General features: G+C 62.2%; 33 protein-coding genes and 1 tRNA gene. 19 read left to right on the forward strand and 15 right to left on the reverse strand.

Going from position 1 to position 26,872, the window contains the following annotated elements; translation table 11 throughout:
• Nucleotides 1–57 precede the first annotated feature (57 nt).
• From LB568_RS12635 to LB568_RS12645, 3 genes are all read left to right on the forward strand, one after another.
• Nucleotides 58–675 (forward strand): PilZ domain-containing protein, encoded by a 618-nt coding sequence (locus LB568_RS12635; protein WP_013895776.1) that lies wholly within the window; start codon nucleotides 58–60, stop codon nucleotides 673–675.
• A gap of 281 nt (nucleotides 676–956) precedes the next feature.
• Complete coding sequence (locus LB568_RS12640) at nucleotides 957–1,565, forward strand: transglutaminase-like cysteine peptidase (protein ID WP_013895777.1); 609 nt, start codon at nucleotides 957–959, stop codon at nucleotides 1,563–1,565.
• A gap of 234 nt (nucleotides 1,566–1,799) precedes the next feature.
• Nucleotides 1,800–2,405 (forward strand): ankyrin repeat domain-containing protein, encoded by a 606-nt coding sequence (locus LB568_RS12645; protein ID WP_224730294.1) that lies wholly within the window; start codon nucleotides 1,800–1,802, stop codon nucleotides 2,403–2,405.
• Nucleotides 2,406–2,448: 43 nt separating this feature from the next.
• Here the strand turns inward: LB568_RS12645 and LB568_RS12650 are convergent, their stop codons facing one another.
• Entirely contained in the window at nucleotides 2,449–2,976 is a 528-nt protein-coding gene (locus tag LB568_RS12650; RefSeq protein WP_224730295.1) for a gamma carbonic anhydrase family protein, read from the reverse strand.
• 20 nt (nucleotides 2,977–2,996) lie between these two features.
• Nucleotides 2,997–3,338: a DUF6949 family protein gene (locus LB568_RS12655; RefSeq protein WP_013895780.1), complete on the reverse strand. Its 342-nt coding sequence runs from the start codon at nucleotides 3,336–3,338 to the stop codon at nucleotides 2,997–2,999.
• Nucleotides 3,339–3,461: 123 nt separating this feature from the next.
• Between LB568_RS12655 and LB568_RS12660 the strand changes: the two genes are divergently transcribed.
• A complete protein-coding gene (locus LB568_RS12660) occupies nucleotides 3,462–4,193 on the forward strand; it encodes a hypothetical protein (RefSeq protein ID WP_224730296.1) in 732 nt (243 codons plus the stop codon).
• 56 nt (nucleotides 4,194–4,249) lie between these two features.
• Here LB568_RS12660 and LB568_RS12665 read toward each other — a convergent pair whose 3' ends face one another.
• Nucleotides 4,250–4,453, reverse strand: coding sequence for a DUF3126 family protein (locus LB568_RS12665; RefSeq protein WP_023764279.1), 204 nt, complete (start codon nucleotides 4,451–4,453; stop codon nucleotides 4,250–4,252).
• Between the two features lie 154 nt (nucleotides 4,454–4,607).
• Nucleotides 4,608–5,456 (reverse strand): serine O-acetyltransferase, encoded by an 849-nt coding sequence (gene cysE / locus LB568_RS12670; RefSeq protein WP_224730297.1) that lies wholly within the window; start codon nucleotides 5,454–5,456, stop codon nucleotides 4,608–4,610.
• 145 nt (nucleotides 5,457–5,601) lie between these two features.
• Between cysE and LB568_RS12675 the strand changes: the two genes are divergently transcribed.
• Nucleotides 5,602–6,207 (forward strand): hypothetical protein, encoded by a 606-nt coding sequence (locus LB568_RS12675; protein ID WP_224730298.1) that lies wholly within the window; start codon nucleotides 5,602–5,604, stop codon nucleotides 6,205–6,207.
• A 142-nt stretch (nucleotides 6,208–6,349) separates the two neighbouring features.
• Here LB568_RS12675 and LB568_RS12680 read toward each other — a convergent pair whose 3' ends face one another.
• Genes LB568_RS12680 through LB568_RS12690 form a run of 3 tightly spaced genes read right to left on the reverse strand, consistent with a single transcriptional unit; the run spans nucleotide 6,350 to nucleotide 8,317 of the window.
• Complete coding sequence (locus LB568_RS12680; protein ID WP_224730299.1) at nucleotides 6,350–7,117, reverse strand: alpha/beta fold hydrolase; 768 nt, start codon at nucleotides 7,115–7,117, stop codon at nucleotides 6,350–6,352.
• A gap of 19 nt (nucleotides 7,118–7,136) precedes the next feature.
• Nucleotides 7,137–7,697 (reverse strand): DUF192 domain-containing protein, encoded by a 561-nt coding sequence (locus LB568_RS12685; protein WP_224730300.1) that lies wholly within the window; start codon nucleotides 7,695–7,697, stop codon nucleotides 7,137–7,139.
• A gap of 23 nt (nucleotides 7,698–7,720) precedes the next feature.
• Entirely contained in the window at nucleotides 7,721–8,317 is a 597-nt protein-coding gene (locus LB568_RS12690) for a cold-shock protein (protein ID WP_013895787.1), read from the reverse strand.
• Between the two features lie 216 nt (nucleotides 8,318–8,533).
• Between LB568_RS12690 and gloA the strand changes: the two genes are divergently transcribed.
• Nucleotides 8,534–8,974, forward strand: a complete 441-nt coding sequence (gene gloA / locus LB568_RS12695) for a lactoylglutathione lyase (RefSeq protein ID WP_013895788.1) — start codon at nucleotides 8,534–8,536, stop codon at nucleotides 8,972–8,974.
• 141 nt (nucleotides 8,975–9,115) lie between these two features.
• Nucleotides 9,116–9,409, forward strand: coding sequence for a DUF2218 domain-containing protein (locus LB568_RS12700; protein WP_224730301.1), 294 nt, complete (start codon nucleotides 9,116–9,118; stop codon nucleotides 9,407–9,409).
• A 2-nt stretch (nucleotides 9,410–9,411) separates the two neighbouring features.
• On the opposite strand, the gene LB568_RS12705 is transcribed toward LB568_RS12700, so the two are convergent.
• Nucleotides 9,412–9,966: a DUF1697 domain-containing protein gene (locus tag LB568_RS12705; RefSeq protein WP_224730302.1), complete on the reverse strand. Its 555-nt coding sequence runs from the start codon at nucleotides 9,964–9,966 to the stop codon at nucleotides 9,412–9,414.
• Nucleotides 9,963–11,219 carry a threonine ammonia-lyase IlvA gene (ilvA, locus tag LB568_RS12710; protein WP_140780359.1) on the reverse strand — a complete coding sequence of 419 codons (1,257 nt, stop codon included), beginning with the start codon at nucleotides 11,217–11,219 and terminating at the stop codon, nucleotides 9,963–9,965. Before ilvA ends, LB568_RS12705 begins: the two co-directional genes overlap by 4 nt.
• Before the next feature lie 409 nt (nucleotides 11,220–11,628).
• Between ilvA and LB568_RS12715 the strand changes: the two genes are divergently transcribed.
• Both LB568_RS12715 and LB568_RS12720 read left to right on the forward strand, forming a co-directional pair.
• Nucleotides 11,629–12,702: an alpha/beta hydrolase gene (locus LB568_RS12715; RefSeq protein ID WP_083833288.1), complete on the forward strand. Its 1,074-nt coding sequence runs from the start codon at nucleotides 11,629–11,631 to the stop codon at nucleotides 12,700–12,702.
• Between the two features lie 144 nt (nucleotides 12,703–12,846).
• Nucleotides 12,847–14,007 (forward strand): alpha/beta hydrolase, encoded by a 1,161-nt coding sequence (locus LB568_RS12720; protein WP_224730303.1) that lies wholly within the window; start codon nucleotides 12,847–12,849, stop codon nucleotides 14,005–14,007.
• Nucleotides 14,008–14,048: 41 nt separating this feature from the next.
• On the opposite strand, the gene ade is transcribed toward LB568_RS12720, so the two are convergent.
• Nucleotides 14,049–15,866, reverse strand: a complete 1,818-nt coding sequence (gene ade, locus LB568_RS12725; protein WP_224730304.1) for an adenine deaminase — start codon at nucleotides 15,864–15,866, stop codon at nucleotides 14,049–14,051.
• Nucleotides 15,867–16,124: 258 nt separating this feature from the next.
• On the opposite strand from ade, the gene LB568_RS12730 reads away from it, so the two are divergent.
• Together LB568_RS12730 and LB568_RS12735 are read left to right on the forward strand one after the other, a co-directional pair.
• Nucleotides 16,125–16,790 carry an outer membrane protein gene (locus LB568_RS12730; protein ID WP_224730305.1) on the forward strand — a complete coding sequence of 222 codons (666 nt, stop codon included), beginning with the start codon at nucleotides 16,125–16,127 and terminating at the stop codon, nucleotides 16,788–16,790.
• A gap of 284 nt (nucleotides 16,791–17,074) precedes the next feature.
• Nucleotides 17,075–17,160 (forward strand) — tRNA-Leu (locus LB568_RS12735).
• A 170-nt stretch (nucleotides 17,161–17,330) separates the two neighbouring features.
• Here LB568_RS12735 and LB568_RS12740 read toward each other — a convergent pair.
• Entirely contained in the window at nucleotides 17,331–17,522 is a 192-nt protein-coding gene (locus tag LB568_RS12740) for a hypothetical protein (RefSeq protein ID WP_224730306.1), read from the reverse strand.
• Nucleotides 17,522–18,409, reverse strand: a complete 888-nt coding sequence (locus LB568_RS12745) for a hypothetical protein (protein ID WP_224730307.1) — start codon at nucleotides 18,407–18,409, stop codon at nucleotides 17,522–17,524. Before LB568_RS12745 ends, LB568_RS12740 begins: the two co-directional genes overlap by 1 nt.
• 285 nt (nucleotides 18,410–18,694) lie before the next feature.
• Between LB568_RS12745 and LB568_RS12750 the strand changes: the two genes are divergently transcribed.
• On the forward strand, nucleotides 18,695–19,633 hold the full coding sequence (locus LB568_RS12750) for a hypothetical protein (protein ID WP_224730308.1): 939 nt from the start codon (nucleotides 18,695–18,697) through the stop codon (nucleotides 19,631–19,633).
• Nucleotides 19,634–19,741: 108 nt separating this feature from the next.
• Here the strand turns inward: LB568_RS12750 and LB568_RS12755 are convergent, their stop codons facing one another.
• On the reverse strand, nucleotides 19,742–20,320 hold the full coding sequence (locus LB568_RS12755; protein ID WP_224730309.1) for an NUDIX domain-containing protein: 579 nt from the start codon (nucleotides 20,318–20,320) through the stop codon (nucleotides 19,742–19,744).
• A 157-nt stretch (nucleotides 20,321–20,477) separates the two neighbouring features.
• Here LB568_RS12755 and LB568_RS12760 point away from each other — a divergent pair, with 157 nt between their 5' ends.
• The 4 genes from LB568_RS12760 to LB568_RS12775 all read left to right on the forward strand — a co-directional run bounded on the left by LB568_RS12760 (nucleotide 20,478) and on the right by LB568_RS12775 (nucleotide 22,730).
• Nucleotides 20,478–21,581, forward strand: a complete 1,104-nt coding sequence (locus tag LB568_RS12760) for an NADH:flavin oxidoreductase/NADH oxidase (RefSeq protein ID WP_224730310.1) — start codon at nucleotides 20,478–20,480, stop codon at nucleotides 21,579–21,581.
• A 129-nt stretch (nucleotides 21,582–21,710) separates the two neighbouring features.
• Nucleotides 21,711–22,028: an SH3 domain-containing protein gene (locus tag LB568_RS12765; protein ID WP_224730311.1), complete on the forward strand. Its 318-nt coding sequence runs from the start codon at nucleotides 21,711–21,713 to the stop codon at nucleotides 22,026–22,028.
• A 154-nt stretch (nucleotides 22,029–22,182) separates the two neighbouring features.
• Complete coding sequence (locus LB568_RS12770) at nucleotides 22,183–22,461, forward strand: DUF982 domain-containing protein (RefSeq protein WP_013895801.1); 279 nt, start codon at nucleotides 22,183–22,185, stop codon at nucleotides 22,459–22,461.
• A gap of 29 nt (nucleotides 22,462–22,490) precedes the next feature.
• Nucleotides 22,491–22,730 (forward strand): DUF2188 domain-containing protein, encoded by a 240-nt coding sequence (locus LB568_RS12775; RefSeq protein ID WP_013895802.1) that lies wholly within the window; start codon nucleotides 22,491–22,493, stop codon nucleotides 22,728–22,730.
• A 118-nt stretch (nucleotides 22,731–22,848) separates the two neighbouring features.
• On the opposite strand, the gene LB568_RS12780 is transcribed toward LB568_RS12775, so the two are convergent.
• Complete coding sequence (locus LB568_RS12780; protein WP_140573502.1) at nucleotides 22,849–23,136, reverse strand: hypothetical protein; 288 nt, start codon at nucleotides 23,134–23,136, stop codon at nucleotides 22,849–22,851.
• Nucleotides 23,137–23,189: 53 nt separating this feature from the next.
• The gene (locus tag LB568_RS12785) at nucleotides 23,190–24,206 is read right to left on the reverse strand and encodes an alpha/beta fold hydrolase (protein WP_140573500.1); all 1,017 of its coding nucleotides are present in this window, start codon (nucleotides 24,204–24,206) and stop codon (nucleotides 23,190–23,192) included.
• Nucleotides 24,207–24,365: 159 nt separating this feature from the next.
• Between LB568_RS12785 and LB568_RS12790 the strand changes: the two genes are divergently transcribed.
• The 3 genes from LB568_RS12790 to gpt all read left to right on the forward strand — a co-directional run bounded on the left by LB568_RS12790 (nucleotide 24,366) and on the right by gpt (nucleotide 26,698).
• A complete protein-coding gene (locus LB568_RS12790; protein ID WP_140573498.1) occupies nucleotides 24,366–25,109 on the forward strand; it encodes a competence/damage-inducible protein A in 744 nt (247 codons plus the stop codon).
• Nucleotides 25,110–25,247: 138 nt separating this feature from the next.
• Nucleotides 25,248–26,081 carry a universal stress protein gene (locus tag LB568_RS12795; protein ID WP_224730312.1) on the forward strand — a complete coding sequence of 278 codons (834 nt, stop codon included), beginning with the start codon at nucleotides 25,248–25,250 and terminating at the stop codon, nucleotides 26,079–26,081.
• A gap of 116 nt (nucleotides 26,082–26,197) precedes the next feature.
• Nucleotides 26,198–26,698 carry a xanthine phosphoribosyltransferase gene (gene gpt / locus LB568_RS12800; RefSeq protein WP_013895807.1) on the forward strand — a complete coding sequence of 167 codons (501 nt, stop codon included), beginning with the start codon at nucleotides 26,198–26,200 and terminating at the stop codon, nucleotides 26,696–26,698.
• The last annotated feature ends 174 nt before the right edge of the window (nucleotides 26,699–26,872 follow it).

The raw sequence follows: 26,872 nt of genomic DNA on the forward strand, positions 1-26,872 counted from the left end.
TCTACGATGAAGTTCCTCGCATCGACGCGCGGAATGCCAAACGGGGTGTAGGCAGACATGAGGTCAGCGGCGGTCGACTACGCGCCGTCCCAAGCTGAAAGGCGTAACTTTCAGCGCGTCCGGGTAAAGATATACGGGCGCTTCATGCTGGAAGACCGCACCGAACACCCTTGCCAGGTCGTCGACATGTCGCCCGGCAACGTCGCGTTTCGCACCGATCGCATCGGTATGCCCGGCGAGAAAGTCATTGCCTATATCGACCATATCGGCCGCATCGAAGGTGTCGTGACCCGCACCCTGCAGGACGGCTTTGCGATGACGGTGATTGCGTCCGACCGCAAGAAGGACAAGCTTGCCGCGCAATTGACCTGGCTTGCCAACAAGCACGAGCTCGACCTGCCGGAAGACCGCCGCCACGAGCGCGTCGCGCCGCGCAATCCGACCAGCGTGCTGCAGCTCACCGACGGCCGCCAGTATCAGTGCCGGATCATCGACCTGTCGCTGTCGGGTGCGGCGGTCGAGATCGACGTCAAACCGGCGATCGGCGTCCAGGTCACGCTCGGCACCATGCGCGGGCAGATCGTTCGCCATTTCGAGGATGGCGTCGCCATCGAATTCGCCGTCATCCAGCGCCCCGAGACGCTCGATTCCGAATTCAACACACCGCGCGCCTGACCGGGTCGGCCAGGCCAGGACGCCCCAATCGAACCGGCCCTTCGCGGCCGGTTTTTTGTTCAGCGCCACAGCAACTGAGATCCTGCCGGACAGCCCAAGATCGCGGTTGTCGACAGCCTGCGCCCCCGAAAGACAGGTTTCCGCAATCCAAACAATTCAATACTCAAATGATTCAAATTTTATGTTTATTCTATAGGCGTTTTACTTAATATCTACTTCGCGCCTTTGCGTCAAATAAATCCACCTGTGGCAATGTCTCCTTCGAACGGGGAGACTAGAAAATGAAAAAAACGAGGGGCAAGCTATTGCTGCTGGCAATGGCGATGCAGCTTTCCGCTTGGGGATCAGCATATGCCGCGGGACCGGCCTATATGCACACCGGCGGCCGCACCACACAGCCTGTTGGCCATTATGAATTCTGCCAGCGCATTCCCGGCGAATGCAACGAGAAGACGCCCAAGGGAGCGCCGGTCGACCTGACCCGCAAGCTCTGGGCAACGATCATCAACATCAACAATTCGGTCAACACCCGCGTCAAGCCGCGCACCGACATGGAAAACTACGGTGTCGAGGAATACTGGGCCTATCCCGACAATGGCTATGGCGACTGCGAGGACTACGCGCTGGAAAAGCGCCGCGCGCTGATGGATATCGGCGTGCCGGCCGGCGACCTGCTGATGACGGTCGCCCGCCAGCCGAACGGCGACGGCCATGCCGTGCTGACCGTGCGCACCAGCCTCGGCGAGTTCATTCTCGACAATCTGCAAACCAAGGTGCTGTCCTGGACGGACACCGACTACACCTATCTCAAGCGCCAATCGACCGAGAATTCCGGCGTTTGGGTGACGATCAACGACGGCCGCTCCGACGCGGTCGCCAGCGTCCGCTAAGGGCGCACAGAGAACAGAGATCAAGCGCGTCGCACGAATGGGACGCGCTTCAGGAGAAACCCGGTCGAGTCCCCACCCTCCCCGTCCCCAACGACCGGGTTATAGGAGCCGGCCCCGTCCCCGGGCCGGCTCCGCCATTTCTGGCGGTCGCTTGAGCAACCCATCACCTTTGGCGGCCCTGAAGATCGGTCGAGCCAATGGTGTCATCCCGACCCACCTTTCCACGAGCAGCAGGTGGAGGCACTATACGCCATTGATTTCGCCACCTGGATCACGGTGATGTTGGAAATCCCGGAAGATCGATGCGAGCGCCATCGTCTGTTCAAGGCGATCGGCGACGCGTTCAAGGCCGGTGACTTCGATGGCCTTGGCAAAGCCCTGGGCGACTCGCCGCGCTGGTTCAACGAACGCATGCCGTTTGAACTCGGCCTCGGCCACCCGCTGGAATATGCGATCTATTGGAGCCCGGTCGGCTTCATCTCGACCTTGCTGGATGCGGGCTCCGATCCGAATTATCAGGATCACGGTGGCTTTCCGGCAATCATTGCCGCGCTGTCCACCGACCGCACCGACCGACTGGAAATCGTCAGACTGTTGATCGACGGTGGCGCCGATCCCAACATGCGGGGCGTGAACGACTGGACACCGCTTCACTATTCAGTGGTCATTCGTAGCGCCGACGCAATCCGCCTGCTTTTGGCGGCAGGCGCCGACCCGATGCTCGAAACCCGCATCGACAACTATACGACAGCCATCGAGGAGGCCGACAATGCAGGCTTTAAAGCCGGCGCCTCATTGTTGCGTGGTGCGATAGCCGGGCGCGGCTCTAGCGGACGGTGAATTGGGCTGCGACTGTCGGCAACAGGAACAAGCCAGACTGGCCTCAAACCTTCTTCAGCCCTGCCTTGAAGCGTTTGCCGTTGGCGACGTAGTGCGCGGCCGACCCGCGCAACCTGGCGACTGCCGCGTCGTCCAGCACCCTGATCGCCTTGGCCGGTGAGCCGACGATCAGCGAATTGTCCGGGAATTCCTTGCCTTCGGTGACCAGCGCGCCGGCACCGACCAGGCAATTCCTGCCGATCTTCGCTCCGTTCAGCACGATGGCGCCCATGCCGATCAGGCTGTTGTCGCCGATCGTGCAGCCATGCAGCACCGCCCGGTGGCCGATCGTGCAGCCTTCGCCGATGGTCAGCGGAAAGCCGGGATCGGTGTGCATGACCGTATGTTCCTGCACATTGGTGTCGGCGCCGATGACAACAGGTTCATTGTCGCCGCGGATGACGACGCCGAACCAGAACCCTGCGTTGCGGCCGACCCTGACATTGCCGATCAGTGTCGCATCGGGTGCGATCCAGTTCGAGCCGGCGTCCACGAAACTGGGCTCCGTTCCATCGATCGCATAAAGCGGCATTGTCGGCCTCCGAATCGCATTCAAGCTGGAATGCCGGACCCTAGGAGACGGATCGTCCATGAGGCAATGGCAAGCACGACGATGCCCAGCGCCAGGGACCAGGCAATCGCGGTGCAACCGCACGACAAGAGCGCCACTGTCGAAATGCGGTTCTGGCGTCGGGCATCCAGGGCATCGTTGACCAACATGAATGGCCCGGCGCCGGCGGTCGCCGCCAGCGAGCGCAGCACATGCGAGGCCGATACATAGGGTTCCGCGAAGGCGACCTTGCGGCCTGACACCAGTTCCATCGTCGAGCCGATCAGCCCGCAGACAGTCAGCCCGACGACAAAAGCGAACAGGAAGGGCTCCATATCAGTCATCTTAACCTTCCATTTACCATGAAATCGCACAGTCGTTTCAGCAAGGCTGCAAGAGCCGTGCCGAGCGATGTGTGCCGCCGAGGGACACCCAAGGCGCATGGCAAGCTGGATTCGAGGACCGAGATGAAACAGGCAACGATCGCCGACGGCCCCGAGCTCACCGTGGTCGATTCCGTGCTGATGAAGCGGGTGTTCTACGCCTTCGCGGCGCTGGCCTTGCTGTCGATCGCCATCAGCCTTGGCGGCAAATGGTTCGGCCACTCCATCGCCATGGCCGGCTATACGGACGATCCGACCATCCATCAGGTGGTGATCGGCAACAATGTCATTGCCGTTCCAGCCAACACCATCCGGTTCGCCCAGGCCCGGCGCGACGGCATCGCCTCGCGTCTCGACCTTTATCTGCGCTACCCCCAGATGGACGGCTACAGTGCGGCGGCGAGCGACGACTTCAATCACACCGGGACAGCCAAGAACATCATCTTCCTGTCCTTCGAACAGCAGATGATGTCGCGCGACATGAGCGGCCGGTTCGCGCCGATCTACAGTGCTCTGATCGTCCAGCCCGGCATTCCCGGGCCTGGCGGCACGACGGTCTACGGCTTCAACGAGAAGTCAGGCTACCTGAACGAGGTGCTGGTTGTCGGCAAGGGGGAGGGCAAGGCCCCTTTCGTGGCGCGATGCCTGAGCGGGCCGAGCGCCGGCGAATCGCTGGCGCCCTGCGAGCGGGATATCCATGTCGGCGAGGATCTCAGCCTCACCTATCGTTTTCCGAAAGAGTTTCTCGATGATTGGCAGGCGCTCGACGCGGCAATGACGAACGAGGCCGCGCGAATCCTGAAAACCGGGCACTGACGGACAGGTGCCGAGGCCGGCCGCGCTCGACGCGGCCCGCCATGAAAATAGCTGGCTCAGGCCAGATCGATGTCGAGGATCGCCATCGAGAAATTGTAGTCGCCGTCGTCCTCATCCTTGAAGACGATGCCGAGGAACTCTTCACCGACATAGACTTCGGCCGAATCCTCTTTGCGCGGCCGTGCCTTGACCACAAGCTTGGGGTTCTGGAAGACGCGCTTGAAATAGGCGTCCAGCTTTCTGATTTCGTCCGGCTTCAACAGTCTTCTCCGATCATCGGGCTTGCTGGTTTGAAGGGCGCTTCTGGCACGTCGACAATGGCGATGTAAAGGCAAGCCCGCTGTATTGCACCGGAAGCCGCAGCGCCGCCGGGCAAATCGCGATCACGCCAAGGCGGCGCGCCGGCGAGGAAAATCAGATATCGAAGCTGACCACCTGGTCCATCGTCTGCGACGGCAGCAACTGATCCATCTGGCGCGAAGGCTGATCGCAGCCGGTCTCGCCAACGACACGGGCCGGCACGCCGGCAACCGTCTTGTTGTGCGGCACCGGTGACAGCACCACCGAGCCCGCGGCGATCTTGGAGCAGTGGCCTATCTCGATGTTGCCGAGGATCTTGGCGCCGGCGCCGATCAGCACACCACGGCGGATCTTGGGGTGGCGGTCGCCGCCGGCCTTGCCGGTGCCGCCCAGCGTCACGCCGTGCAGAATCGATACGTCGTCCTCGATGACCGCGGTCTCGCCGACGACGAGGCCGGTGGCGTGATCGATGAAGATGCCCATGCCGATGCGCGCGGCTGGGTTGATGTCGGTCTGGAAGACCGACGACGAGCGGCTCTGCAGGTAGAGCGCGAAATCCTTGCGGCCCTGGTTCCACAGCCAATGCGCCAACCGATGGGTCTGGATCGCATGAAAGCCCTTGAAATAGAGAACCGGCATGATGAACCGGTCGCAGGCCGGGTCGCGATCATAATAGGCCTGGATGTCGACGCGCACCGTGGTCGGCCAGCCCTTGTCGTCGGCCAGCATCGATTTGAAGGTCTGGCGGATGAGGTCGGAGCCGATGTCCTGATGGGCGAGCCGCTCGGCAATCCGGTGGATCACGGCCTCTTCCAGGCTCTCCTGATTGAGGATCGTCGAATAGAGGAAGGCGGCAAGCAGCGGATCGCGGTTGACCGCTTCCATCGCTTCGTCACGGATCGAACGCCAGATCGGATCGACCGGCTGCAACACGCTGTGGCGGGAAATGCTGATGCTGTTCATCGACGTCTTGTCCTGCGTCCTGCTAGCTTGCCTGTGGTGCTGCCTGCTATCTGGCCGCACATATAGGCCAGATCATAGCACGATTGAACTCAATTTTCCTTAGTGCTCTGTCAAATGGATTTGGTTCGCAGGAATTCAAGCAGCCATGGAAAACGAACCCTTGATCGACAATGCAGTGAAAACCGAGCTTTCGGCGCTCTACCAGGCAAAGGGCCGCCACTACCACAACCTTGCCCATATCGAGGCGATGCTGGCGCTGGCTGGCGACTATCGGCGGCTGCTCGGCGACCCCCAGGCCGTCGAGGCGGCAATCTGGTTCCACGACGCCATCTACGACAGCAAGGCCAAGGACAATGAGGCCAAAAGTGCGGCTCTTGCCGAGAAATGGCTCGCAGGCCGCATCGATGCCGGGCGCCTGAGCCGTATCAGCGCGATGATCCTGGCCACCGCAACGCATGAACTGCCCCGGTTCGACGACGCAACGGCCACGCGGGACGCCAGCCTGTTCCTCGACATGGATCTGTCGATCCTGGGTGCCGGGCCGGATGCTTTCGACGCCTATGAGCGCGCGGTCCGCCGCGAATATGACTGGGTCGAGGAGCCGATGTGGCGTGCCGGCCGCGGCGCGGTGCTGACGAATTTCCTTGCCCGTCCGCACATCTTCCACACGGAGGAATTTCGCCAACGTTTCGAGCCGCAGGCCAGGCTGAACATGGCGCGGTCGCTGGAGGCGCTGCAAAAGCCTGCGTGATCGGTCCCCGTGACGCCCTTGTGTAGGTCACCTTAAGTAGTTCGTGCCACCGGGATCGTATCGAACAGGGCTCCGACAAACGCTCGCAAAGTCGGTTCAAGGCGCAAGGGGCCGAGACTGAGCCCGGCACTGGCGCGCAGCTTCAAAGCGGATGTTCGGCGTAGAACTCCAGCACGCGCTGCTTGAAGGTCTTGTCCCCGACCGCCAGCATATGGTCCCTGCCCTCGATGTGAAAAGCCCTGGCGTTCGGCATCAGGGCGGCTAGCTCGTCCGGCGAACCGCCAATGTCGTCGGTGGTGCCGACGGCGATCAGCGTCGGTTGGGCGATGCGGGCGATATCTTCCTCGCTCAACAGCTCCCGCGATTTGGCGATGCAGGCGGCAAGCGCCCGGCGGTCGCTGCGGGTCTGGTCGGCGAAGGCACGAAACGAGCGGCCGCGCGGATGGGTGGTCGTGGCCGGATCGTCGGCAAGAAGGGCCGCGGCGATCGGATCCCAGTTGCCGACACCGTCGATCATGCCGATGCCGAGGCCGCCGAAGACCAGCGTCGCCACCTTGTCGGGATCTGACAGCGCCAGGAACGCCGCGATACGCGCGCCCATCGAATAACCCATCACGTGCGCACGTTCGATGCCGAGATGATCCAGCAGGGCGGCCGCGTCGGAGGCCATGGCGTCGGGCGTGTAGTCGGCCTCGTCATAGCTCTTGGACGACGAGCCGTGGCCGCGATTGTCGAAGGCGATGGCGCGGTAACCGGCATCGTTGAGCGTCTTGAACCAGCCGGGCGACACCCAGTTGACATAGTGGCTCGAAGCGAAGCCGTGGATCATCAGCACCGGATCGCCCTCGCCCGATGCCGGCTGGCGGTCGAGGAAGGCAAGATCGAAACCGTCGTGTGAAAAATACTGCATCAGCGACCCGCCTGCGTACTCAACCGCCGCCGTTGGGCGCATCGCCCTTGTCGGCCGGCGGCACGCCAGGCCCCGATGCGGTGCCGATCGCCGGATGGCGCAACAGATCGCCGTCCGCGATACCGTCCCGGGCGGCCGTGCCGGCCTTGAGTTCGAGCACGAAGCGGACCGGCTCGCCTGGCGACACGATCGCCTCGGATTGCGGCTCACCTTGCTTGATCGCCCGGATCCTGCCGTCCTGGCCGACAAAGATCAGATCGAGCGGCATCGGCGTGTTCTTCATCCAGAAATTGACCTCACGGGTCTCGTCGAAGACGAACAGCATGCCACGATCGTCGGCCATGTCCTCGCGGAACATCAGGCCGGCCTCCCGCTCTGCCTCGTTATCGGCGACTTCGATCGAAAAGGAGCGTTCGCCGCTTTTCGTCACCGCGACCAGTGGCGCCGGATCGACAGGAAGGACCATCGCCCGGCCATCGGCCGCGCTGGGCACCTGGAAATAGAAGAAAGCGCCTGCGGCGACGATGACGGCAGCAACGGCGCAGACCACGCCCGCCGTCAGCCAGTTCCTGTGAGCCATACGAAATCCTCGGCCGGGTCGCCCTAATGCGAGACCGGCAAGGTACCCATATCGGGGTGAATTTCGGCGGCCATAAGGCCTTTGTCACCGCGCCCGAAACGGACCAGCACGACCTGTCCAGGCCGAAGCTCGGTGATGCCGTAGCGGCGCAAGGTCTCCATATGGACGAAAATGTCCTCGGTACCCTCGCCGCGCGTCAGGAAGCCAAATCCCTTGGTGCGGTTGAACCATTTGACCAAGGCACGTTCGAGCCCGCTCTCCGGCGTCACCGAGACATGGGTGCGCTGCTCCTGCATTTCCGCGGGATGGACGGCGGTGGTGACATCCATGGACAGCACGCGGAAGGCCTGCAGGCCGCGCTCGCCCTGTTTGACAAGGCAGACCACGCGCGCGCCTTCCAGGGCTGTCTGGAAGCCGTCCCGTCGAAGACATGTCACATGGAGGAGGATATCGCCCGAAATACCGTCATCCGGAAGGATGAACCCGTACCCCTTGGCCACATCGAACCACTTGATGGCGCCGGCTATTTCGACGAGATCGGCAGCATCGCCGCCTTCGTCGCGCGTCAAGGCGTCGCCAAGGGTATCGGCCCGCCCCGTCAAAGAGGCCTTTTCCCCCATAAGAATGCCCCCTCTTTTCAAGAACACCGCAACTGATTCTTGATACCAGATTAACACCGGCGCTTCCCGTGTGTGCAAGACCTGACGTGCCTTTTTTCACGGTTCATTGCGGGAACACCGTATTTGTTCTTTGCCGGCATCCCCGCGGCCCGACGATTGCCCTTTGAGCGACCCGACCCTATGTTGCGCCGCAACCCAACAAATCGAGGAAAACACATGCGCTATCTGCACACCATGGTCCGCATCGCCGATGTCGATGCCTCGCTCGATTTCTATTGCAACAAGCTCGGCCTGAAGGAAGTGCGCCGCTATGAAAACGAGCAGGGCCGCTACACGCTGATCTTCCTCGCCGCGCCGGAAGACGAGCAAAGCGGCATCAACGAGAAGGCACCGCTGGTCGAACTCACCTACAATTGGGATTCGGAAGACTACAAGGGCGGGCGCAATTTTGGCCACCTCGCCTATGAGGTCGACGACATCTATGCCACCTGCCAGCGGCTGATGGACAGCGGCGTCACCATCAACCGGCCGCCGCGTGACGGCAACATGGCCTTCGTCAGGTCACCCGACGGCATCTCCATCGAGCTTTTGCAGAAAGGTCCGGCCAAGGCCAAGGCCGAGCCCTGGGCTTCGATGGCGAACACCGGAAGCTGGTAAGCTTCCATCCATGCCGGGCGAATATTGCCCGGCGGCCTTTGGCGTTCGGCAACACAGCGCCTATCTGTCCGATGTCGCGCCGGCTTTGAACCGCCGGCGCCTTGTCATGCCAATGGGCGTCCGCCCGCGGAGAATTCAGTCATGCCGTCCAGCCATGCCGACGTCGCCACCGAACATGCCAGCCGCTATTTGCAGCAATTGTGCAAGCACTGGGCGCACAAATTCCCGGTCGAGTTCGATCCCACCCATGGCACGATCGATCTCTCGCTCGGCCGCACCACAATGGAGGCCGATGCAAGTGCGCTGCACATCGCGGTATCGACTGACGAAGCAGGCTCGCTCGAGCGCCTGGAAAGCGTTGTTGCCGATCATATCAAGCGCTTTGCCTTCCGCGAAGAGTTGAGTTTCGACTGGAAGCGGGCTCCGGCGGCGTAGTCCTAGTTCTTGCCGGCCTTACCGGCCATTTCCAGCAACGCCAGCACCGAGCGCCAGTTGCGCGCCGTGCAAGGCACCTTCAGAACGCGCGGAATGAGGTTGGCAAATACCGATTTGCCGAGCCCGTCCGGCGCGCTGAGATAGAGCACGTCTCCCTTGACTTCGAAGCGCTCGGGGCCGGTGCACTTTTCGGCGAGCCGCGCCACCTCTTCGGCGGTCGGCTCGCGCTCCAGCGCATAGGCATGGAGCTTGGTGTGGTCGGCGGCCGCTTCCGGATAGGGATTTTCGTTCACCAGCCGTTCGAACCATGAGAGATCGCGCACCATGATGCGCGAATGAAAACCCCATTTCTTTTCGAAGGCCGCCTCGATCTGTTTGGTAAGCGCGGCGGCATCGCCCTTCGTGGCCCGGAACACGGCATTGCCGCTCTGCACATAGGTGGCGACGTCGGAAAAGCCGAGATCCGCGAAAAACGTCCGCAACTCCGCCATCTTGACGATGCGGTTGCCGCCGACATTGATCCCGGAAAACAGGGCGACGAAGGTTTTTGCGCTCATATGATGAACCCGGCCAATGTCTCATTGTCGGTGATGTCCTGATACTGGACGCCCTCGGCCTCGAAATTCGCCTTCAGCAGATCGAAATTGCGGCGATCCTTGGTTTCGATGCCGATCAGAACCGAGCCGAAATTGCGCGCCGACTTCTTCAGATATTCAAAGCGCGCGATGTCGTCGTCCGGACCGAGCAGTTCGAGGAAGTCACGCAGCGCGCCCGGCCGCTGCGGAAAGCGGATGATGAAGTATTTCTTCAGTCCCTCGAAGCGCAGCGCCCGCTCCTTGACGTCCGGCAGCCGCTCGAAATCGAAATTGCCGCCCGAGACCACGGCGACAATGGTCTTGCCCCGGATCTCCTTCCTGGAAAAATCCTTCAGCGCATCGATCGCCAGCGCGCCGGCCGGCTCCAGCACGACGCCTTCGACATTCAGCATCTCGATCATGGTGGCGCAGAGCCGGTTTTCCGGGATGAGCCGCACCGTGTCGGCAGCGAACTCCTTGAGATGCCGCAGCGGTTCGCGGCCGATCTCGGCGACCGCGGCACCGTCGACGAAATTGTCGACCTTGGCGAGCTTCAGCCTTTTTCCCGCCGCAAGGCTTTCGCGCAGGCTCGGCGCCCCGGCCGGTTCGCAGAAGACGAAACGCGCCTCCCGGCCCTGATCGGCGAAGTAGTGCGTCACCCCGGCAGCGAGGCCCCCGCCGCCGACCGGCAGCATGACGATGTCGGGCATGCGCGCGCCCGGCATCTGGTCCGCGATCTCATAGGCGACCGTCGCCTGTCCTTCAATGATGTCCTTGTGATCGAAGGGCGGCACCATGTGGGCGCCGGAACTTTCGGTGAATTCGAAGGCGGCGCGGTAGCAGTCGTCGAAGAAGTCGCCGACCAGCCTGATCTCGACGAAGTCGCCGCCGAACAGCCTGGTCTTGTCGATCTTCTGCTGCGGCGTGGTCACCGGCATGAACACCACGCCCTTCCTGCCGAAATGGCGGCAGACGAACGCGAAGCCCTGCGCATGGTTGCCCGCGGAAGCGCAGACGAACAGTTCGGCCTGGTTGCCGGCGGCAAGCGCCTTGCGGAAGAAGTTGAAAGCGCCACGGATCTTGTAGGACCGAACGGGGCTCAGATCCTCGCGCTTCAGCAGCACCCGCGCCCCGGTCTTTTTCGACAGATAGTCATTCTCCTGCAGCGGCGTCTCCGGAAAAATCTGACGGATCGCGGCAGCAGCGGTGGCGACGCGCGAGGAAAAGCTGGTCATGGCAAGATCATCCCGGACCGCCCGCAGGCGAGTTAGACCCAACCCTATTGCACATCCGGCGGGGCAAGACCATTGTCAGATTGGCGTCGCGCCAACTGCAACATATTCCTGTCATAATTACAGTCACTTGAAAGCGTTTGTTGATGTCCTCTGCAAACGGTGTGAGCGCGCATCGTCGGTGCCGCTCGCGGCATCCGGCCGAGCCCTGGGGTGCTGGCCTTCCGCGGCGTTCCAGCCCTCCTGCCGTCGTTTGGCTTTCGCGCAACAGTAGGATGGCCATCGCCGGGCGCCGATGAGATTTCGGCTGGACACGACTTACTTCCGCCGCACTTTGGCCTGCTGGGGAGATATCGCGGAGGGTGGACGGCCCTTGTTTGGGCCCGGGTGGAATTTGACGTGGAATTTTGACGTGCATTTGAAGACGATTTGCATTCTTGCGCTTGCCTTGCTGGTTGCGGGCTGCGGCGGCCGCCAAACCGAGGAACTGCTCGGCAGCGCGGTCATGGCCGTACCGGTGACGGAAATCGCCGGCAACCATTCGATCTTCATCGCCACGACGCGCAAGCATTCCGACGATCCAAACAAGGTCTTCGATGGCGAACGCTCGGCGACGCTGAACTACGCACGTGTCAACGTCACCGTGCCAGGCGTCCACCAAACCGGCCAGATCGAGCGGCGCTCGCGTGGCAAATCGAACGATCCGGCCAAGTATTTCATGGCCTCCGAGGTCGTCGGCTACGACACCCAGCCGAAATTCTCCAGTGCGCTCAACGCCGACATCGCCGCGCGCGGCGGCCGCGTCATGGTCTTCGTCCATGGCTACAACACCGGCTTCGACGATGCCGTCTACCGCCTGACCCAGATCGTCCACGATTCCGGCTATCCCGGCACGCCCGTGCTGTTCTCCTGGGCCTCGGGCGCCAAGACCACCGACTATGTCTACGACAAGGAAAGTGCCAGTGCCGCCCGCGACCAGCTGGAAGTGACCTTGCGCATGCTGCAGCAGTCCGGCGCACGGCGTATCGACATTGTCGCGCATTCGATGGGAACCTGGGTGACCATGGAAACGCTGCGCCAGATGGCCATCAGCGGCGACCGCGACCTCGGCGGCAAGCTCGGCGACGTTGTGCTTGCCTCGCCCGACATCGACGTCGACGTGTTCAAGAGCCAGATGCGCCGCTACGGCAAGCCGGACAAGCCGTTCATCCTGCTGTTATCGGACGACGACCGGGCGCTCAGGCTCTCTGGCCTGATCGCCGGTTCGCGGCCGCGCGTCGGCGACTACAAGGATGCCGCCGATCTTGCCACCTATGGCGTGACGGTGGTCGATCTCTCCAAGGTCAAGGGCAGCGACAGCTTCAACCATACAAAGTTCGCCGACAATCCGGCCCTGGTGAAGATGATCGGCCAGCGGCTGCGCGAGGATGACGGCTTTGCCAGCGACCGCGACGTGACCGACCGCATCAGCCTGCTCGGACAATAGATGCGGGCGCAGCGGATTGCGCCGTGCCCGCTCACCATTGCCGAGCCGTCAATCCACTTTGAACTGGACCGCGCCGGTCACTGGCCTTATCGGAATAGTCAGCGACGTCATGCGTTTGACGTCCCCCGCTGCGGGAGCCAACGTGTGACTGTGCGTTTGAAGGGTTTGCTCGTCGCATTTGTGCTCGCCATCGGCGGCTGCGCCGGCCCTACGCATGACCTCCTCAACAAGACCACCGTCGCCGCGCCAGCTTCGGACATCGCGGCTACACATGAGATTTTCGTTGCGACGACGCGCCAGAGGGCAACGAAGGATCCGCGGCAGGTGTTCGACGGCGACCGTTCCCTGACCACCAGCTACGCCCGCGTGGACGTTACCGTTCCCAGGAGTCATCAGGTCGGCGCCATCGAGCGGGCCAAGGGATCCGCCAACAGCAATCCGGCGAAGGATTTCACCGCCAAGGACGTCACCTACTATGAAGGCGCACCGCAATTCGCCAAGGCGGTCGGCGCCGACATCGCGATGCGCGGCGACCGTGCGCTGGTCTTCGTGCACGGCTTCAACAATGGCTTCGACGACGGCATCTACCGGCTGACGCAAATCGCCCATGACACGAACTATCCGGGCACGCCGGTGCTGTTTTCCTGGGCGTCGAGCGCCAAGACCACGGGCTATATCTACGACAAGGACAGTTCCACCGCCGCCCGTGACGATCTCGAGGCGACGCTCAGGATGCTCGCCAAGACGCGGGTAAAGAGTATCGACATCATCGCGCATTCGATGGGCACCTGGTTGACGATGGAGGCGCTGCGCCAGCTCGCCATCACCGGCGACCGCGATCTCGGTGGCAAGCTCGGTTACGTCATCCTCGCCTCCCCGGACATCGATGTCGACGTGTTCAAGAAGCAGATGATCCGCTATGGCAAGCCCGACAAGCCGTTCGCCGTGCTGCTTTCAGGCGATGACCGGGCACTCAAATTGTCCTCCCTTATCTCCGGCGACAAACCGCGTGTCGGCGATTATGGCGATGCGGCCGATCTCGCCAGCTATGGCGTGTTAGTGGCCGACCTGACCAAGACCAAGGGCGGCGACGGTGGCCTCAACCATGCGAAATTCGCCGACAATCCGATCCTGGTGCAGTTGCTCGGAGACCGGTTGCGGGCGCCGGCCGGCCTGGCGTCGGACGAACCCGACCCGACGCAGCTCAACAATCTCGGCCAGGGCCTCGGCAAGGCCGTCGGCTCGGTCGCCGAGATCGTCATCACCACGCCGTTCAAGGTGCTGACGATCGCTACCGGTGGCTGAGCAACCCCTGATAGGCCTACGTCACCTGAGTATCGTCAGCATTAAACGAACAGATCGACCTTCTGGAACGTCGTGACGTCGATCAGGCCGACGTCGGAGATCCTGAGCTCCGGAATGACGACCAGCGCCAGCAGCGAGTGCTGCATGTAGGCGTTGTTCAGGGAACAGCCCATCTTGCGCATCGCCTCGGTCAGCTTGTCCGCCTTGGCGGCGACGATCTCGGCCCGCTCGTCCGACATCAGGCCGGCAATCGGCATTTCGACCAGCGCCAGTTCCTTGCCCTTGGAGAACAGCACGACCCCGCCTCCGACCTCGCCCAGCCGGTTGACCGCCAGCGCCATGTCCTGCTTGTTGGTGCCGACGCAGATGATGTGGTGGGCGTCATGCGCCACGCTGGAAGCCATGGCGCAGTCACCCATATAGCCGAAACCGGAGACGAAGGCGTTGGTGACGCCGCCGGTGCCCCTGTGCCGCTCGACCAGCGCGATCTGGCAGATGTCGTTGCGGCGATCCATGGCGACCAGCCCGTCCTCCACGGCAAGATCCGCCTCCAGCGCCCGCGTCGGCGCCTGGTTCTCGATGACGCCGATGACCCGCACCCGCACCTCGTTGGCGCCCTTGGGCGCCGTAATGTCGAAATCGCCGGCCTTCAGCTTCTTGCCCAACTTGACGGTGTTCTTCGCCGTCTTCGGATAGTCATAGGCCGGAATGTCGATGTCCAGCTTGCCGCCCTTGGCCAGCCTGACGCCGCGCGCATAGACCTCGTCGATGGTCATCGCGGCGAGATCGGAGACGATCAGCAGGTCGGCCAACCGCCCCGGCGCGATCGAACCGATCTCACGCTCCAGCCTGAAATGCTGGGCGGTGTTGATCGTCGCCATCTGGATCGCCGTCACCGGCTTCAGGCCTTGGCTGATGGCGTGGCGCACCACCCGGTCCATGTGGCCTTCGTGGACCAGTGTGCCGGAATGGCTGTCGTCGGTGCACAGGATGAAATTGCGCGGGTCGATGCCGCCTTCCGTCACCGCCTTGATCTGCGAGGCGACATCGTACCAGGCCGAGCCCAGCCGCAGCATCGCCTTCATGCCCTGGCGCACGCGGGCGATGGCGTCCTCGGCGCGCGTGCCCTCATGGTCGTCCTCCGGGCCGCCGGCGACATAGCCGTGGAACGGCAGGCCGAGATCGCGCGAGGCATAGTGCCCGCCGACCGTCTTGCCCGCCTTCACGGTCGCAGCGATCTCGCCCGACATCACCGGATCGTTGGCGATGACGCCGGGAAAATTCATCACTTCGCCGAGCCCGATGATGTTTTCCCAGCTCATCGCCTCCGCCACATCGGCGACCGTCAGCTCGGCGCCGGCATGTTCGAGCCCTGGCGCCGAAGGTACGCAGGACGGCATCTGGACATGCACGTTGATCGGCATGGCCACCGCCTCGTCATGCATCAGCCGCACGCCGGGCAGGCCCAGCACATTGGCGATCTCGTGCGGGTCGATGAACATCGAGGTGGTGCCGTGCGGGATGACGGCGCGGCAGAACTCGGTCACCGTCACCATGCCGCTCTCGACATGCATATGCGCATCGCAGAGGCCGGGCACCAGATAGCGCCCGCCGGCGTCGACCACCTTGGTGCCCTGGCCGATCGCGTGGCTGGCATTCGGTCCGCAATAGGCGAAGCGGCCGCCGGCAATAGCGATGTCGGTGCCGGCGATGATCTCGCCGGAATGAACATTCACCCAGCGGCCGTTGCGGATGACGAGATCGGCGGGCTTGCGGCCCATGGCGACGTCGACGAGATGCGTCGCCATCTCGGTCCAGGGCTTGGGTTTCGTCGCTTGCGCCGCCGGCTTCTTTGCCATGAAGGAACTCCTGTTTGTGCGACTGTGCCAAGCCCGCCTGGTTTTGACCAGCGCCAAACAGCGGATAGGGTGAGGCCTGCCCAGCCCTCGCAAAGCCTATTCGGCCTTTACCGACGCTGTGACGGCAACGCCGCCAGGCTTGCCACCGCACCGGCGCGGCAGCGGCATAGGCCGCTATCGGAAATCTGATTCCGTTTTGCGGCAAATCAGGTTACGTTGCCCGCAAGGATTTTTCTGGCTCTTGGTCCGGGGAGTTCGATGCACCGCCTGATCGTCGCAAGTGCCGGTCTTCTTGCAGCCCTGTCCGTGCCGGCTTTGGCAGCCGACCCGACGGTCGATGTGCCGATGACCGAGCCCGGCTTCGACTGGACCGGCTACTATGCCGGTATGCAGGCGGGTTATGGCTTGGGCCAATCCGATATCTCCGGAACCGGCGGCGGACCGTTTTCCGTCTCGCCCGACATCGACGGCGGCTTCGTCGGCGGCCACGTCGCCGGGCTGTGGCAATTCGACCAGGCGGTGATCGGCGCCGAGGCCGACCTCAACTATTCCTCCGTCGACGGGACGGCCGACCTAGGCGCGGGAAACACGTTCGGTACCGACGTCAAGTGGTTCGGGTCGGTCAATGCAAAGGCCGGCTATGCCATGGACCGCGTGCTTGTCTATGGCATAGGCGGCGTCGCCTTCGCCGGCATCGAAACCTCGCAAGCCGCGGGCGCCGCCTTCTCCGAAACACGTACGAATGTCGGCTGGACCGTGGGCGCCGGCGTCGACTATGCGTTGACGGACAAATTCGTCGTCGGCGCGCAGTATCGCTACTACGATTTCGGCTCGGAGCACTTTGATGGATCCAACGGCTTCACCGACCGCGATCAAGATACGAAGCTGAACACCGTCGGCGTCAATCTGAGCTACAAGTTCTGAACATCGCCAACGGCGTCACACTGCCGACAAGGCCTTGGCTTGTGGATCGATCCTGCTGATGCGGGGGGCGGCCGACGCCCGCAGGGGGCGGGGGAATGGGTTGGGCCTGAGAGGCGCCGGCCATGGCGGATTAAATCCGCCGCGCCAATGTTACCACAGCCTCCGGCGAGGATAATTCCGCGATCGCACCAGTATCGCCAAGCGCCCTCCTCTGGGTTGCGCGTTCAGACAGCCCAAGAACACGACTTGACGGCCTGTGTCTGGCGTCTGAAAAGGGCTGGCCTGCGGACGTGGCGGAATTGGTAGACGCAAGGGACTTAAAATCCCTCGATCTCTGATCGTACGGGTTCGATTCCCGTCGTCCGCACCATATTGAAATCGAACTACAGTCCGGCTTTTATGAATATCGGGGATACCGTGGTGGAACTGTGTTTGGGTAGCCGTTGGTTAGCCGGACCGTAAAGTGCGTCACAATGCGACTACTCGGCGCCCTTTGCGTCCAAGTGCCAACCGACGTTGCCAATCCTTTGATGGGAGTAATTATTTGGAAAGTGCTCGGTGTACGAACACGTTCTGCGCCAAGACTTGCACCCCTTGGCGCTGATCGCCAAGGATACGGCGCGCAATCTCTGAAGCAGACTCATGTCGTGAGCCGGCCCCTTTCTTCGTCAAGTCGGCGTTGGCGATCTGCGATGGTTTTTTGGTGATCACGCTCGTTGCTGTCTTGGCCACTAGATTGCTCCTTCGGTGATCGCCGTATCCCACGGCTTATGTCGGACCCACCGAAACTTTCGATCGGTCGTAATTAGGGCGATCTCAACAGGACCGCCACAAATTTGTGAAAAATTCGAGAACTTGAGGGCCTTAATCGTACTCGTTATGCACGCGTGAGTGAAATCTATCGCATCTCTGATCGGCAGGATCGGGTGAGAGATGGCGTGCTGTTGCACGATGGCGAGCAAATCGGTGTTCGTTCCGTTCCAGTGCCCCGAGTTCATTATGCTGTCGAAAAGGGGGTCATCCATGCCAATCAACAAACGATTGATCATATTGGGGGCACCCCAAAACCTTTGTGTCCCCACGATCGCTACTGGCGCTGGCTTGGTACCCAGCGGATCAAAGATGATCTCGAATGCATGGGGCGTTCGATCAGTGGGCACATATCCCGCAATGCAAAAGCCTACAACGAGAGTGCTTCGGAGTACATTGTATTGCTTCTCCTCTGCCTCGCTACGCATTCCAATAGCCCCCGGATTCGCCGGATCGTGGGAAGCTTTTTTGTCGAGCAGTTGGACTTCTTGCAGAGCCGGGCCAACCACAGCCGAGTTTCGATATGCATCCCAGAAAAGATCAATCCAAGCATTAGCGGCCGCCTCGACAGTCGCAGGTAGAGCCTTAATGAATTGATCGGCCAAATTGGCGACGAGGGTTCGATAGCTTTGATCGACGAGGCTGCCCAATCCCCAAGTTACAATCCCGAGCGTACTTTCTTCTCCAATTTCGAAGAGCTTCTGCGCATGGTTGAAGTAGTGATTGCCTTCGTCCAGGCTGTAGGTCGTGGTGCTATCTGCCCCGAGCACGATGCCCTCTGGCGAAATGTAGCAAGTTGCTATTGTCACGCCCCAGCCCCCTGGCAATGGCTTTCGTTATCACGACTCGGGGAGGCATAGCTAGTCCGCCAACAGCCCGACGCGATCCTGATGCATTGAGCCATGGCCAGACCCGAGCCTGTCGATCGGCGGCTGAATCCCTAAGGCCGGCCGTTTGCCAAGAGGCGTCGGAGCCGGTTTAGGTATTAGAAAAACTTAATAGTACCGTACTTGTAACGGCGTCTGCCGACTCACCAGATACGGTGGCGTGGAAAGGTGCGTCCGATCCCTGGCCCGACTTCTGTTGATCCGAAAATGACCTTGATCCTCACCATCTCCACGCCTGCTTATATCATACAGGCGAGCGACAGGCTGGTCACCTTCCAAGGTACTGCCGTCATCCACAATGCAATGGCCAACAAGACCGTGGTCGTCAGAGCACGGGATGGGCTGGCAGCAATCAGCTTCTCCGGAATCGCTTACATAGACGGCCTTCAGACTGACGAATGGATCGCGCGAACCATTTCAAAGCTCTCGGCAGAGGCCGGCGTTCTGACCGCCGCAGGTGGCAGACCGCAGAAGCGAAGCCTGAATCAAATCATTCATGCGCTAAAGGCTGCGCTCGATGAGCGCTCCGAGCCAAAGCACGGCCTGCACATCCAAGTAGCCGGGTGGCGGATAACGCGATCTCAATATTTTCCATTCGTCCGAGAGCTCGTATGGAATCGTTTCCGAACCACACGGTCCGTCAGTACTCCGAAGCCGTGGCTTGGCCCTCCCAAGAAGATCGTTCTCAGCGCCATCGGTGCCGAAACGGAAGGATTGAACGTACTTTCGGCCAAGCTCGACGAGCACAGGAAAACGAGTAGCAAACTAAGTTTGGCAGATGCCGAGCGCATTCTCGTCGAGTCGATTCGGGAGGTCGCATCGACTAACCGGTCGGTTGGCGCCAATGTCCTGACAGTCAGCATCCCGAACCCGAATAATGTTGGGGCTCTTCCGAAGATCGAATTCTTTGCGAACACGGAGCATAATGCACTGATCAGACGCGCCGAAGGTGCGGACATCCGCATTCAGGTCGCTCATACTCCGTGGTTGGTCGGTCCAGCATCGGTCGCTGCACCAAGCTCGGTCTCCGGCTCGATGACAGTCAATCTCGCCGGCGTCGAGGTTGTAGTCGTCGGGCCTCCACCGCCGCCCGGCATACTGTTTGCTGCAGGGAGCATAGTGCCATTTCCGCCACCAAAGCGCTAAGCAGCGATCAGCACCACAACCGCGGCGGCGCTCTCTATCTCACCGGCCGCATTGATGACACCCATTCTTCCTCCCGACGCTGATAGACCGCCGAAAGGCCCGCTCGGCTCAAGCCCTCATCGGGTTCAGCTTCAAATGCTGGATCAGAATAATCGTCTTGGCATCGATGATGCGGCCATCGGCAATGCCGGCCAGCGCTTCGTCGAGCGGCATTTCCAGGACTTCGATGTCCTCGCCTTCTTCGGCCGCGCCGCCGCCGGCCGAGATGCGGTCGGCGGGTGAATAGCGGGCGACGAAGAACCAGAGCCGCTCGGTGACGCTGCCGGGGCTCATATACGGCGAAAACAGCCGCTCGATGTCCTTCAACCGGTAACCGAGCTCTTCCTCGGCCTCCTTGCGGATGGCGGTCTCGGGATCGTTTTCGTCGAGCAGGCCGGCGCAGGCCTCGATCAGCGGTTCGCGGTGGCCGGTGACGTAGGCCGGGTAGCGGAACTGGCGCACCAGGAGCACGGTCGAACGCTGGGGATCATAGGGCAGGATCACCGCGCCGTCGCCGCGATCATAGGTCTGGCGGATCTGCGTTTCCCACTGGCCGTCACGCCGGCGATAGTCGAGCACGGTCTTCTTTAGGACCGCCCAGTCGTCGGAGAGAACCTCTTCCGAGCGGATGCGAACGCGATCTTCCATGGGATACCTCGGTGCTTGCTGGCGGATGCAGGCGTAGCCGCGAACCAGCTCCGGCGCAATCGGACCAGCGATTGGTCCAGTGCGCTTCACTCTCTCGTGTGTGGTATGGAAGAGGTCCGCTCCCTAAATAGCGCGTTCCCCTCCCCGGAGTTTCCTCATGACGACATCGCTTTTCCAGCCGATCACGCTCGACGGGCTGACCTTCCCCAACCGCATCGCCGTGGCGCCGATGTGCCAGTATTCCGCCGAGGACGGATCGGCCAGCGACTGGCACCTCTACCACTGGATGAACCTTGCCATGTCCGGCGCCGGCATGGTTACGGTGGAGATGACCGATGTCGAGCGGCGCGGGCGCATCACCCATGGCTGCCTTGGCCTCTATTCCGAAGACAATGAAGCCGCCGCGCGGCGGACGCTGGACGCCGCCAGGCGAGTGGCCGCGCCCGGCACGAAATTCGGCACGCAGCTTGCCCATGCCGGCCGCAAGGCCTCGAACCGCAAGCCTTGGGAGGGCGGCGGCCCGCTGCAGCCAAACGAAGATCCGTGGCAGACCGTCTCGGCCTCGGCCATTGCCTACGACACCGGCTGGAACGTGCCGCACGCTCTGGAGGACGAGGAGATCCTGCAACTCATCGAGCGGTTCGCCGAGGCCGCGAGGCGGGCCGAACGTGCCGGCTTCGACTTCATCGAACTGCATGCCGCGCATGGCTACCTGATCTTCCAGTTCCTGTCGCCGCTGTCCAACCAGCGCACGGACCGCTGGGGCGGCTCGCTGGAAAACCGGATGCGTCTTGTCGTCGAAATCGCCAGGGCGGTGAGGCGAGCGGTACCGAAGCTGATGCTCGGCACACGGCTGTCGGTGAAGGACTGGGTCGATGGCGGCTTCGACGTCGAGGACGCGATCGAGGTGGCGAAAGCCCTGAAGGCCGAGGGTGTCGCTTATCTCTGCTGCTCCAGCGGCGGCAATTCGCCATTGCAGAAATTGCCCAGCGGCCCCGGCTACCAGGTGCACCTGGCGGAAGCCGTGCGCAAGGGCGCCGGCATCCCGACCCGCGCGGTCGGCCTGATCGACGATCCGAAGCAGGCCGAGACAATTGTCGCCGAGGGCCGCGCCGACATGGTGGCGCTGGCGCGTGCCTTCCTCGCCGACCCGCGCTGGGGATGGCGCGCGGCCGCCACGTTCAGCGAAAAGATCCATCCGGCGCCGCAGCTCGCCCGCTCGGTGACGACGATGGAGCACTGGATGAAGGCGGCGGGCTGATCGGCCCGTTTTCCTGAAACCGGCACGCCCCTGCCAGCGGTCCCGGACAGTTCGCCCGCTTCAATTCCGGCCGTGAACTGCTACGTTGGGTGAGGCTGCGGCGGGCGCGGCCGGGCTTGGGAGGACATCATGTCAATGAGGGCATTCTTGCCGGCGGCAGCGTTCGTGGCTGCTGCCGGGTTTTGGCTTGGCGCGTCAACGGCGAGCGTCGCGCAATATTGCGAAGGTACGGTGCACGGCCTTTCCGGCCGCTACAATCTGGCGACCGGCAGCGGTTTTCTCGCCGTGCGGACACGGCCAAACTCGTCGTCGCGGATGATCGGGCAGCTGTTCAATGGCGATCACACCGAGATCTTCGACCGGCGCGGCAACTGGTACCAGATCGAAATCGGCGGCACGACCGGCTGGGCGAACGCGCGCTGGCTGCGCAACAATTGCGGCTACTGAGCTGGCCGCGCATGTCGCCCAAAACTGGATCCGGTTTTGGGACACGTGATTTTGGGACAGGCATCAGACAAAGACTGAAGCGCGTCGCAAGCGACTTTTGGGCGCAGGCTGAAGGCCATTTTTGCAACCAAATTGGCTGCTTTGCGTTGCGGCCATGATGGACAACAAACCTTTTGAAACGCCCGTCGTGGTCGAGCTTGGCCATGTCGGCAAATATCGGCAAATCCGCAGCGCCCAGGAGGCGGCGGAATGCCTGATGACGGTGTGGCCACTCAATCGCGGCCCGCGCCATCGTGATGCCCTCGACACTTGCCTCAAAGTGCTGGAAGGTTATCGTTCGACAGCGGATGCGCGTCGAGCACTGATCGAGGCCGCAAGGGAATCGGAAGTGCTGGTGCCAGACGATAGACTGTCCGACGACCGGCTGCATTGAGCAGGCGGACCTTTCAACCGGAGGTTTTCATGGCGAAGCTGACTTACAAGATCGTCGAACATGACGGCGGCTGGGCCTACAAGGTCGGCGCCACTTTCTCGGAGACGTTTCCCACGCACCAGGACGCGCTGCGCGCAGCCGAAATCGCTTCAGCCGAGCAACAGGTGGCGGGCTCCACTGACGGCATCCAGTATGAGGATGCCGAAGGCAAGTGGCATGAGGAACTGGCTGATGGCCGCGATCGGCCGCAGACCGAGGTCTCCGACTGATTTCGCAGCCTAATGATATGCAACCTTAAGCCTGATCGCCTGATCGCCTGATCGTCGCGCGCCGGCCGCGGACGTCAGGAGAGAAAGACGTCCCGCGGCCAGCACGGGGCCCGGCTGGCTATTTGCCGCAGTACTGGTCGTTGACGTTGCCCTGGGCATTGGCATCTGGACCAGGGGTATTGAAGGCGCAGGGTCCAGTGTTGCCGTAGGTGTTCAGCCCGGAACCGTCCGCATTGATGCTTCCGGTCGTGGTACGGTCAACGCTCGAGGAATCCTCGTTGCCCCAGAGCCAGTTGTGGTGAAGCCAATCTTGATCGTTGGAATAGGTGCCGTCCGACGACTGCGCCATGGCAGATGTGGCGAGACCGATCGTCAGAACGGACGCTGCGAGAAGTTTCTTGTACATTGGATTACTCCGTTTCGTCTTTGTCGCCTTGGGTGCGACACGAGGCAAACCGGTCATCCGCCGAATGGTTCCTTGAATTCCTTGTGAAGCGGCGGTGAAGTCGCATCACAAAATGCGTGAGCGGCCATGCGCTGGATGAAGGCCGCGACCCGTTCCGGTTCGACGAACTGCGGCATGTGGCCGACGCCGTCGACGGGTTCGAAGCCGAGCCCTTTGATCTTTTCTTGCATCGGCTCGCCATGGATGCCGATGTCGATGACCTGGTCGGAGGTGCCGAAAAGGATGCCGGCGGGCATGGCGATCTCGCTATAGCGTTGCTCGATACGGCCGAGATCGCGTTCGATGGCCACGACATCGGCGGATGTTGCCTGGAAATGGGCTGGCCGCAGCCCGAGCCAGCCGCCGCCGTCGACCATGTAGTCTGCTGGAAAAGCCTGCGGTGCGAAGATGAATTCCATGGTCGGCCGCGCATACCGCAGGCTCGTCGGTATCGCGACCGTGTAGGCCATGATCCAGCGCCGGAGTGGTGATGGAATATTGAGCAAGCCGGACTTCTCGCGCATGCCGGCTTGCATATGGGTCAACGGCGCCAGCAAGGCGATGCCCGAAATCGCCTCGGGATGTTCCACGGCCAGGGTCAGCGTGATGGCGCCGCCCAGCGAATGGCCCACCACCAGCGGCTTCTCCAAGCCCAGCGTTTCGATGAAACGCCGCACGAGCTCGGCCTGTTCGGGCAACCGGCCCGTCGCGCCGCGCGCCCGAACCGAATAGCCCGATCCCGGACGATCGAGCGCGATCAGCCGGTAGCCCGGGCCGAAATGTGCGAACAGCGTGTGGCGGAAGTGGTGGAGTTGAGCGCCAAGCCCGTGCAGGAAGACGATCGGCTGTCCATGGCCGACATCGACATAGTGAATGCGGTTGCCGTCGACCTCGATGAATTTTCCGACCGGCGGCACCAGCCTTTCGGCCTTGGCCGCGATCCACAATGTCGCCAGCATAAGGCAGCCGATGGCGAGGACCGCCAGCAGGAGCAGAACGGCCAGCAGCCACGACAGTATCGACAGGAGCATCGTTCACCCGGATCAGACGAGGTCAGCTTAGTTGCATCCGGTCGCGCCGCAATCTCGCATCGAAGCGGACCGGATGTTGCCGGATACTACCGCTCGGCCGGCATTGCCGACAGCCGCGCGTCGCGCTATTTCAGGCGACCCGTCCTGCCGGAGCCTTCCATGCCTGAAATCGTGACCGCCGCCATGCTTGTCATCGGCGATGAGATTCTGTCCGGCCGCACCAAGGACAAGAACATCGGCCACCTCGCCGACATCATGACGGCTATCGGCATCGACCTGAAGGAAGTGCGCATCGTTCCCGACGAGGAAGACGAGATCGTCGCGGCGGTGAATGCCGTGCGCTCACGCTACACCTATGTGTTCACCACCGGCGGCATCGGCCCGACCCATGACGACATCACCGCCGATTCGATTGCCAAGGCGTTCGGCGTGCCCTGCGAATACGATGCCAAGGCCTATGCGCTGCTGGAAGCGAGCTATGCCGAGCGCGGCATCGAATACACCGAGGCACGCAAGCGCATGTCAAGAATGCCGCGCGGCGCCGACCATATCGACAACCCGGTGTCCGTGGCACCCGGCTTCCGCATCGGCAACGTCCATGTCATGGCCGGCGTGCCCTCGATCTTCCAGGCCATGCTCGACAATGTCGTGCCGACGCTGAGAGCCGGTACGAAGATGCTGTCGGCGACCGTGCACTGTCCGTTTGGCGAAGGCCTTGTCGGCGGACCGCTGGGCGATATCCAGAAAGCGCATCCGGACACCATCATCGGCTCCTATCCGAAATATGGCGACGGCAAGTTCTGGACCGAACTGGTCGTGCGCGCCCGCAGCCAGGACGCGCTGGACGCCGCGCGGGCTGATGTCGAGGCGATGGTCGCGGGTTTCGCCGCCAAGGCGGGCTGATCCGCTCTATCTCCTTGTTTTGACGCAATTCCCGTTTGACGCAATTCCCCAGGGAATTGGCTCCAGCCGGAACCAAGCAAGGCAACGCGGCGTTTCCCTGCACGCGAGATCGAACGCTCGCGAGATTGAGGGATCGCCATGCGCTTCAAGACCATCGTTGCCATTCTGCAGAACGAGCAAGACGCCGAGCGCGTGCTTGATTGCGCCATTCCGCTCTCCAGCCGTTTCCAGAGCCACCTGATCGGCATCCATGCCGAGGCGCTTCCGGTGCCCTACACATCGGCGACCGGCTTTCCGGATACCGAGTTCCTGCAGGTGTCGGCCGACATGAACCGGGAGCGCGCCGACAAGCTGCAGGCCGTCTTCCTCAGGCGCATCGAGGATTCCGGTCTCTCTTTCGAATGGCGCAGCCTGGAGAGCTTCTCCGGCGACAGCGCGCTGACCGGCATTTCGACGGTGCGCGCCGCCGACCTTATTGTCGCCGCCCAGCGCGACACCGGCGGCGATCCGGGCGCGGATGTCGACACGCTGGTCTATGATGCCGGCCGGCCTGTGCTTGTGGTGCCGCACGCAGGGCCGCTGGTCACCACGTTCAAGCACGTGCTGCTTGCCTGGAACGGCAGCAAGGAGGCCGCGCGCGCCGCCTTCGACGCCCTGCCCTTCATCATCGAGGCCGAGAAAACCGACATACTGGTCATCGATCCGCCCGAAACGCTCGACGAAAGCCCGGAAGCCGCCGGCGCCGAGATCGCGTCGGCCCTGTCACGCCACGGTGCCACGGTCAGCGTCTCGGTGCAGAAATCGGGCGGCACCTCGGTCGACGACATGATCCACAACAGGATAGCCGAGACCGGCGCCGATCTTCTGGTTCTCGGCGCCTACAGCCACTCGTGGCTGCGCCAGCTCCTGTTCGGCGGCGTGACGCGCACGGTGCTGCGCACAACGCAGGTGGCGGCCTTCCTGTCGCGATAAGTCCACAGCGATCACTGCCGACCGCCCTTGCCAAGCCCAAGGTTTTCCAGTTAATTCCGCGCGCATTCCCCTGTTTTCTCGCACGCGGTCCTCGCGTGCTGCGGAGTGCGCGAGACATGTCCCTTCCCGAAAAAGCTTTCCCGGTCTCCTGGGACCAGTTCCACCGCGACGCCCGCGCGCTTGCCTGGCGGCTTGCCGGTACCAACAAGGGTCAATGGAAGGCTATCGTCTGCATCACGCGGGGCGGACTGGTGCCCGCGGCGATCATCTCGCGCGAGCTCGGCATCCGCGTCATCGAGACGGTCTGCGTGGCCTCCTATCACGACTACACCAGCCAGGGGCAGTTGCAGGTACTCAAGGAGGTCACGCCTGCGCTGCTGGCCGACGATGGCGTCGGTGTGCTGATCATCGACGACCTGACCGACACCGGCAAGACCGCCGGCATCGTGCGGGCAATGATGCCGAAGGCCCACTTCGCCACCGTCTACGCCAAGCCCAAGGGCCGGCCGCTGGTCGATACTTTCGTCACCGAGGTCAGCCAGGACACCTGGATCTATTTCCCCTGGGATATGGGCTTCACCTATCAGAAGCCGATCGCCGACGACCACGCCGGCTGATTCGCAGAACAACCCCTCATTCTACTCGGTACGAGTTCGGCGAGTGCCTTTTGCTGCCAAATAGGCAGCTGAAGGTACAATATTTTGTGGAATCGGCGCGTTATGGTGCATTTTTTACCGGCCTATATGAAGTTTTTTACTTTTATAGATTACGATTCGCCGTAAGATTCGTGA

This window comes from Mesorhizobium sp. B263B2A, from assembly GCF_020165775.1.
Lineage (GTDB): Bacteria > Pseudomonadota > Alphaproteobacteria > Rhizobiales > Rhizobiaceae > Mesorhizobium > Mesorhizobium opportunistum.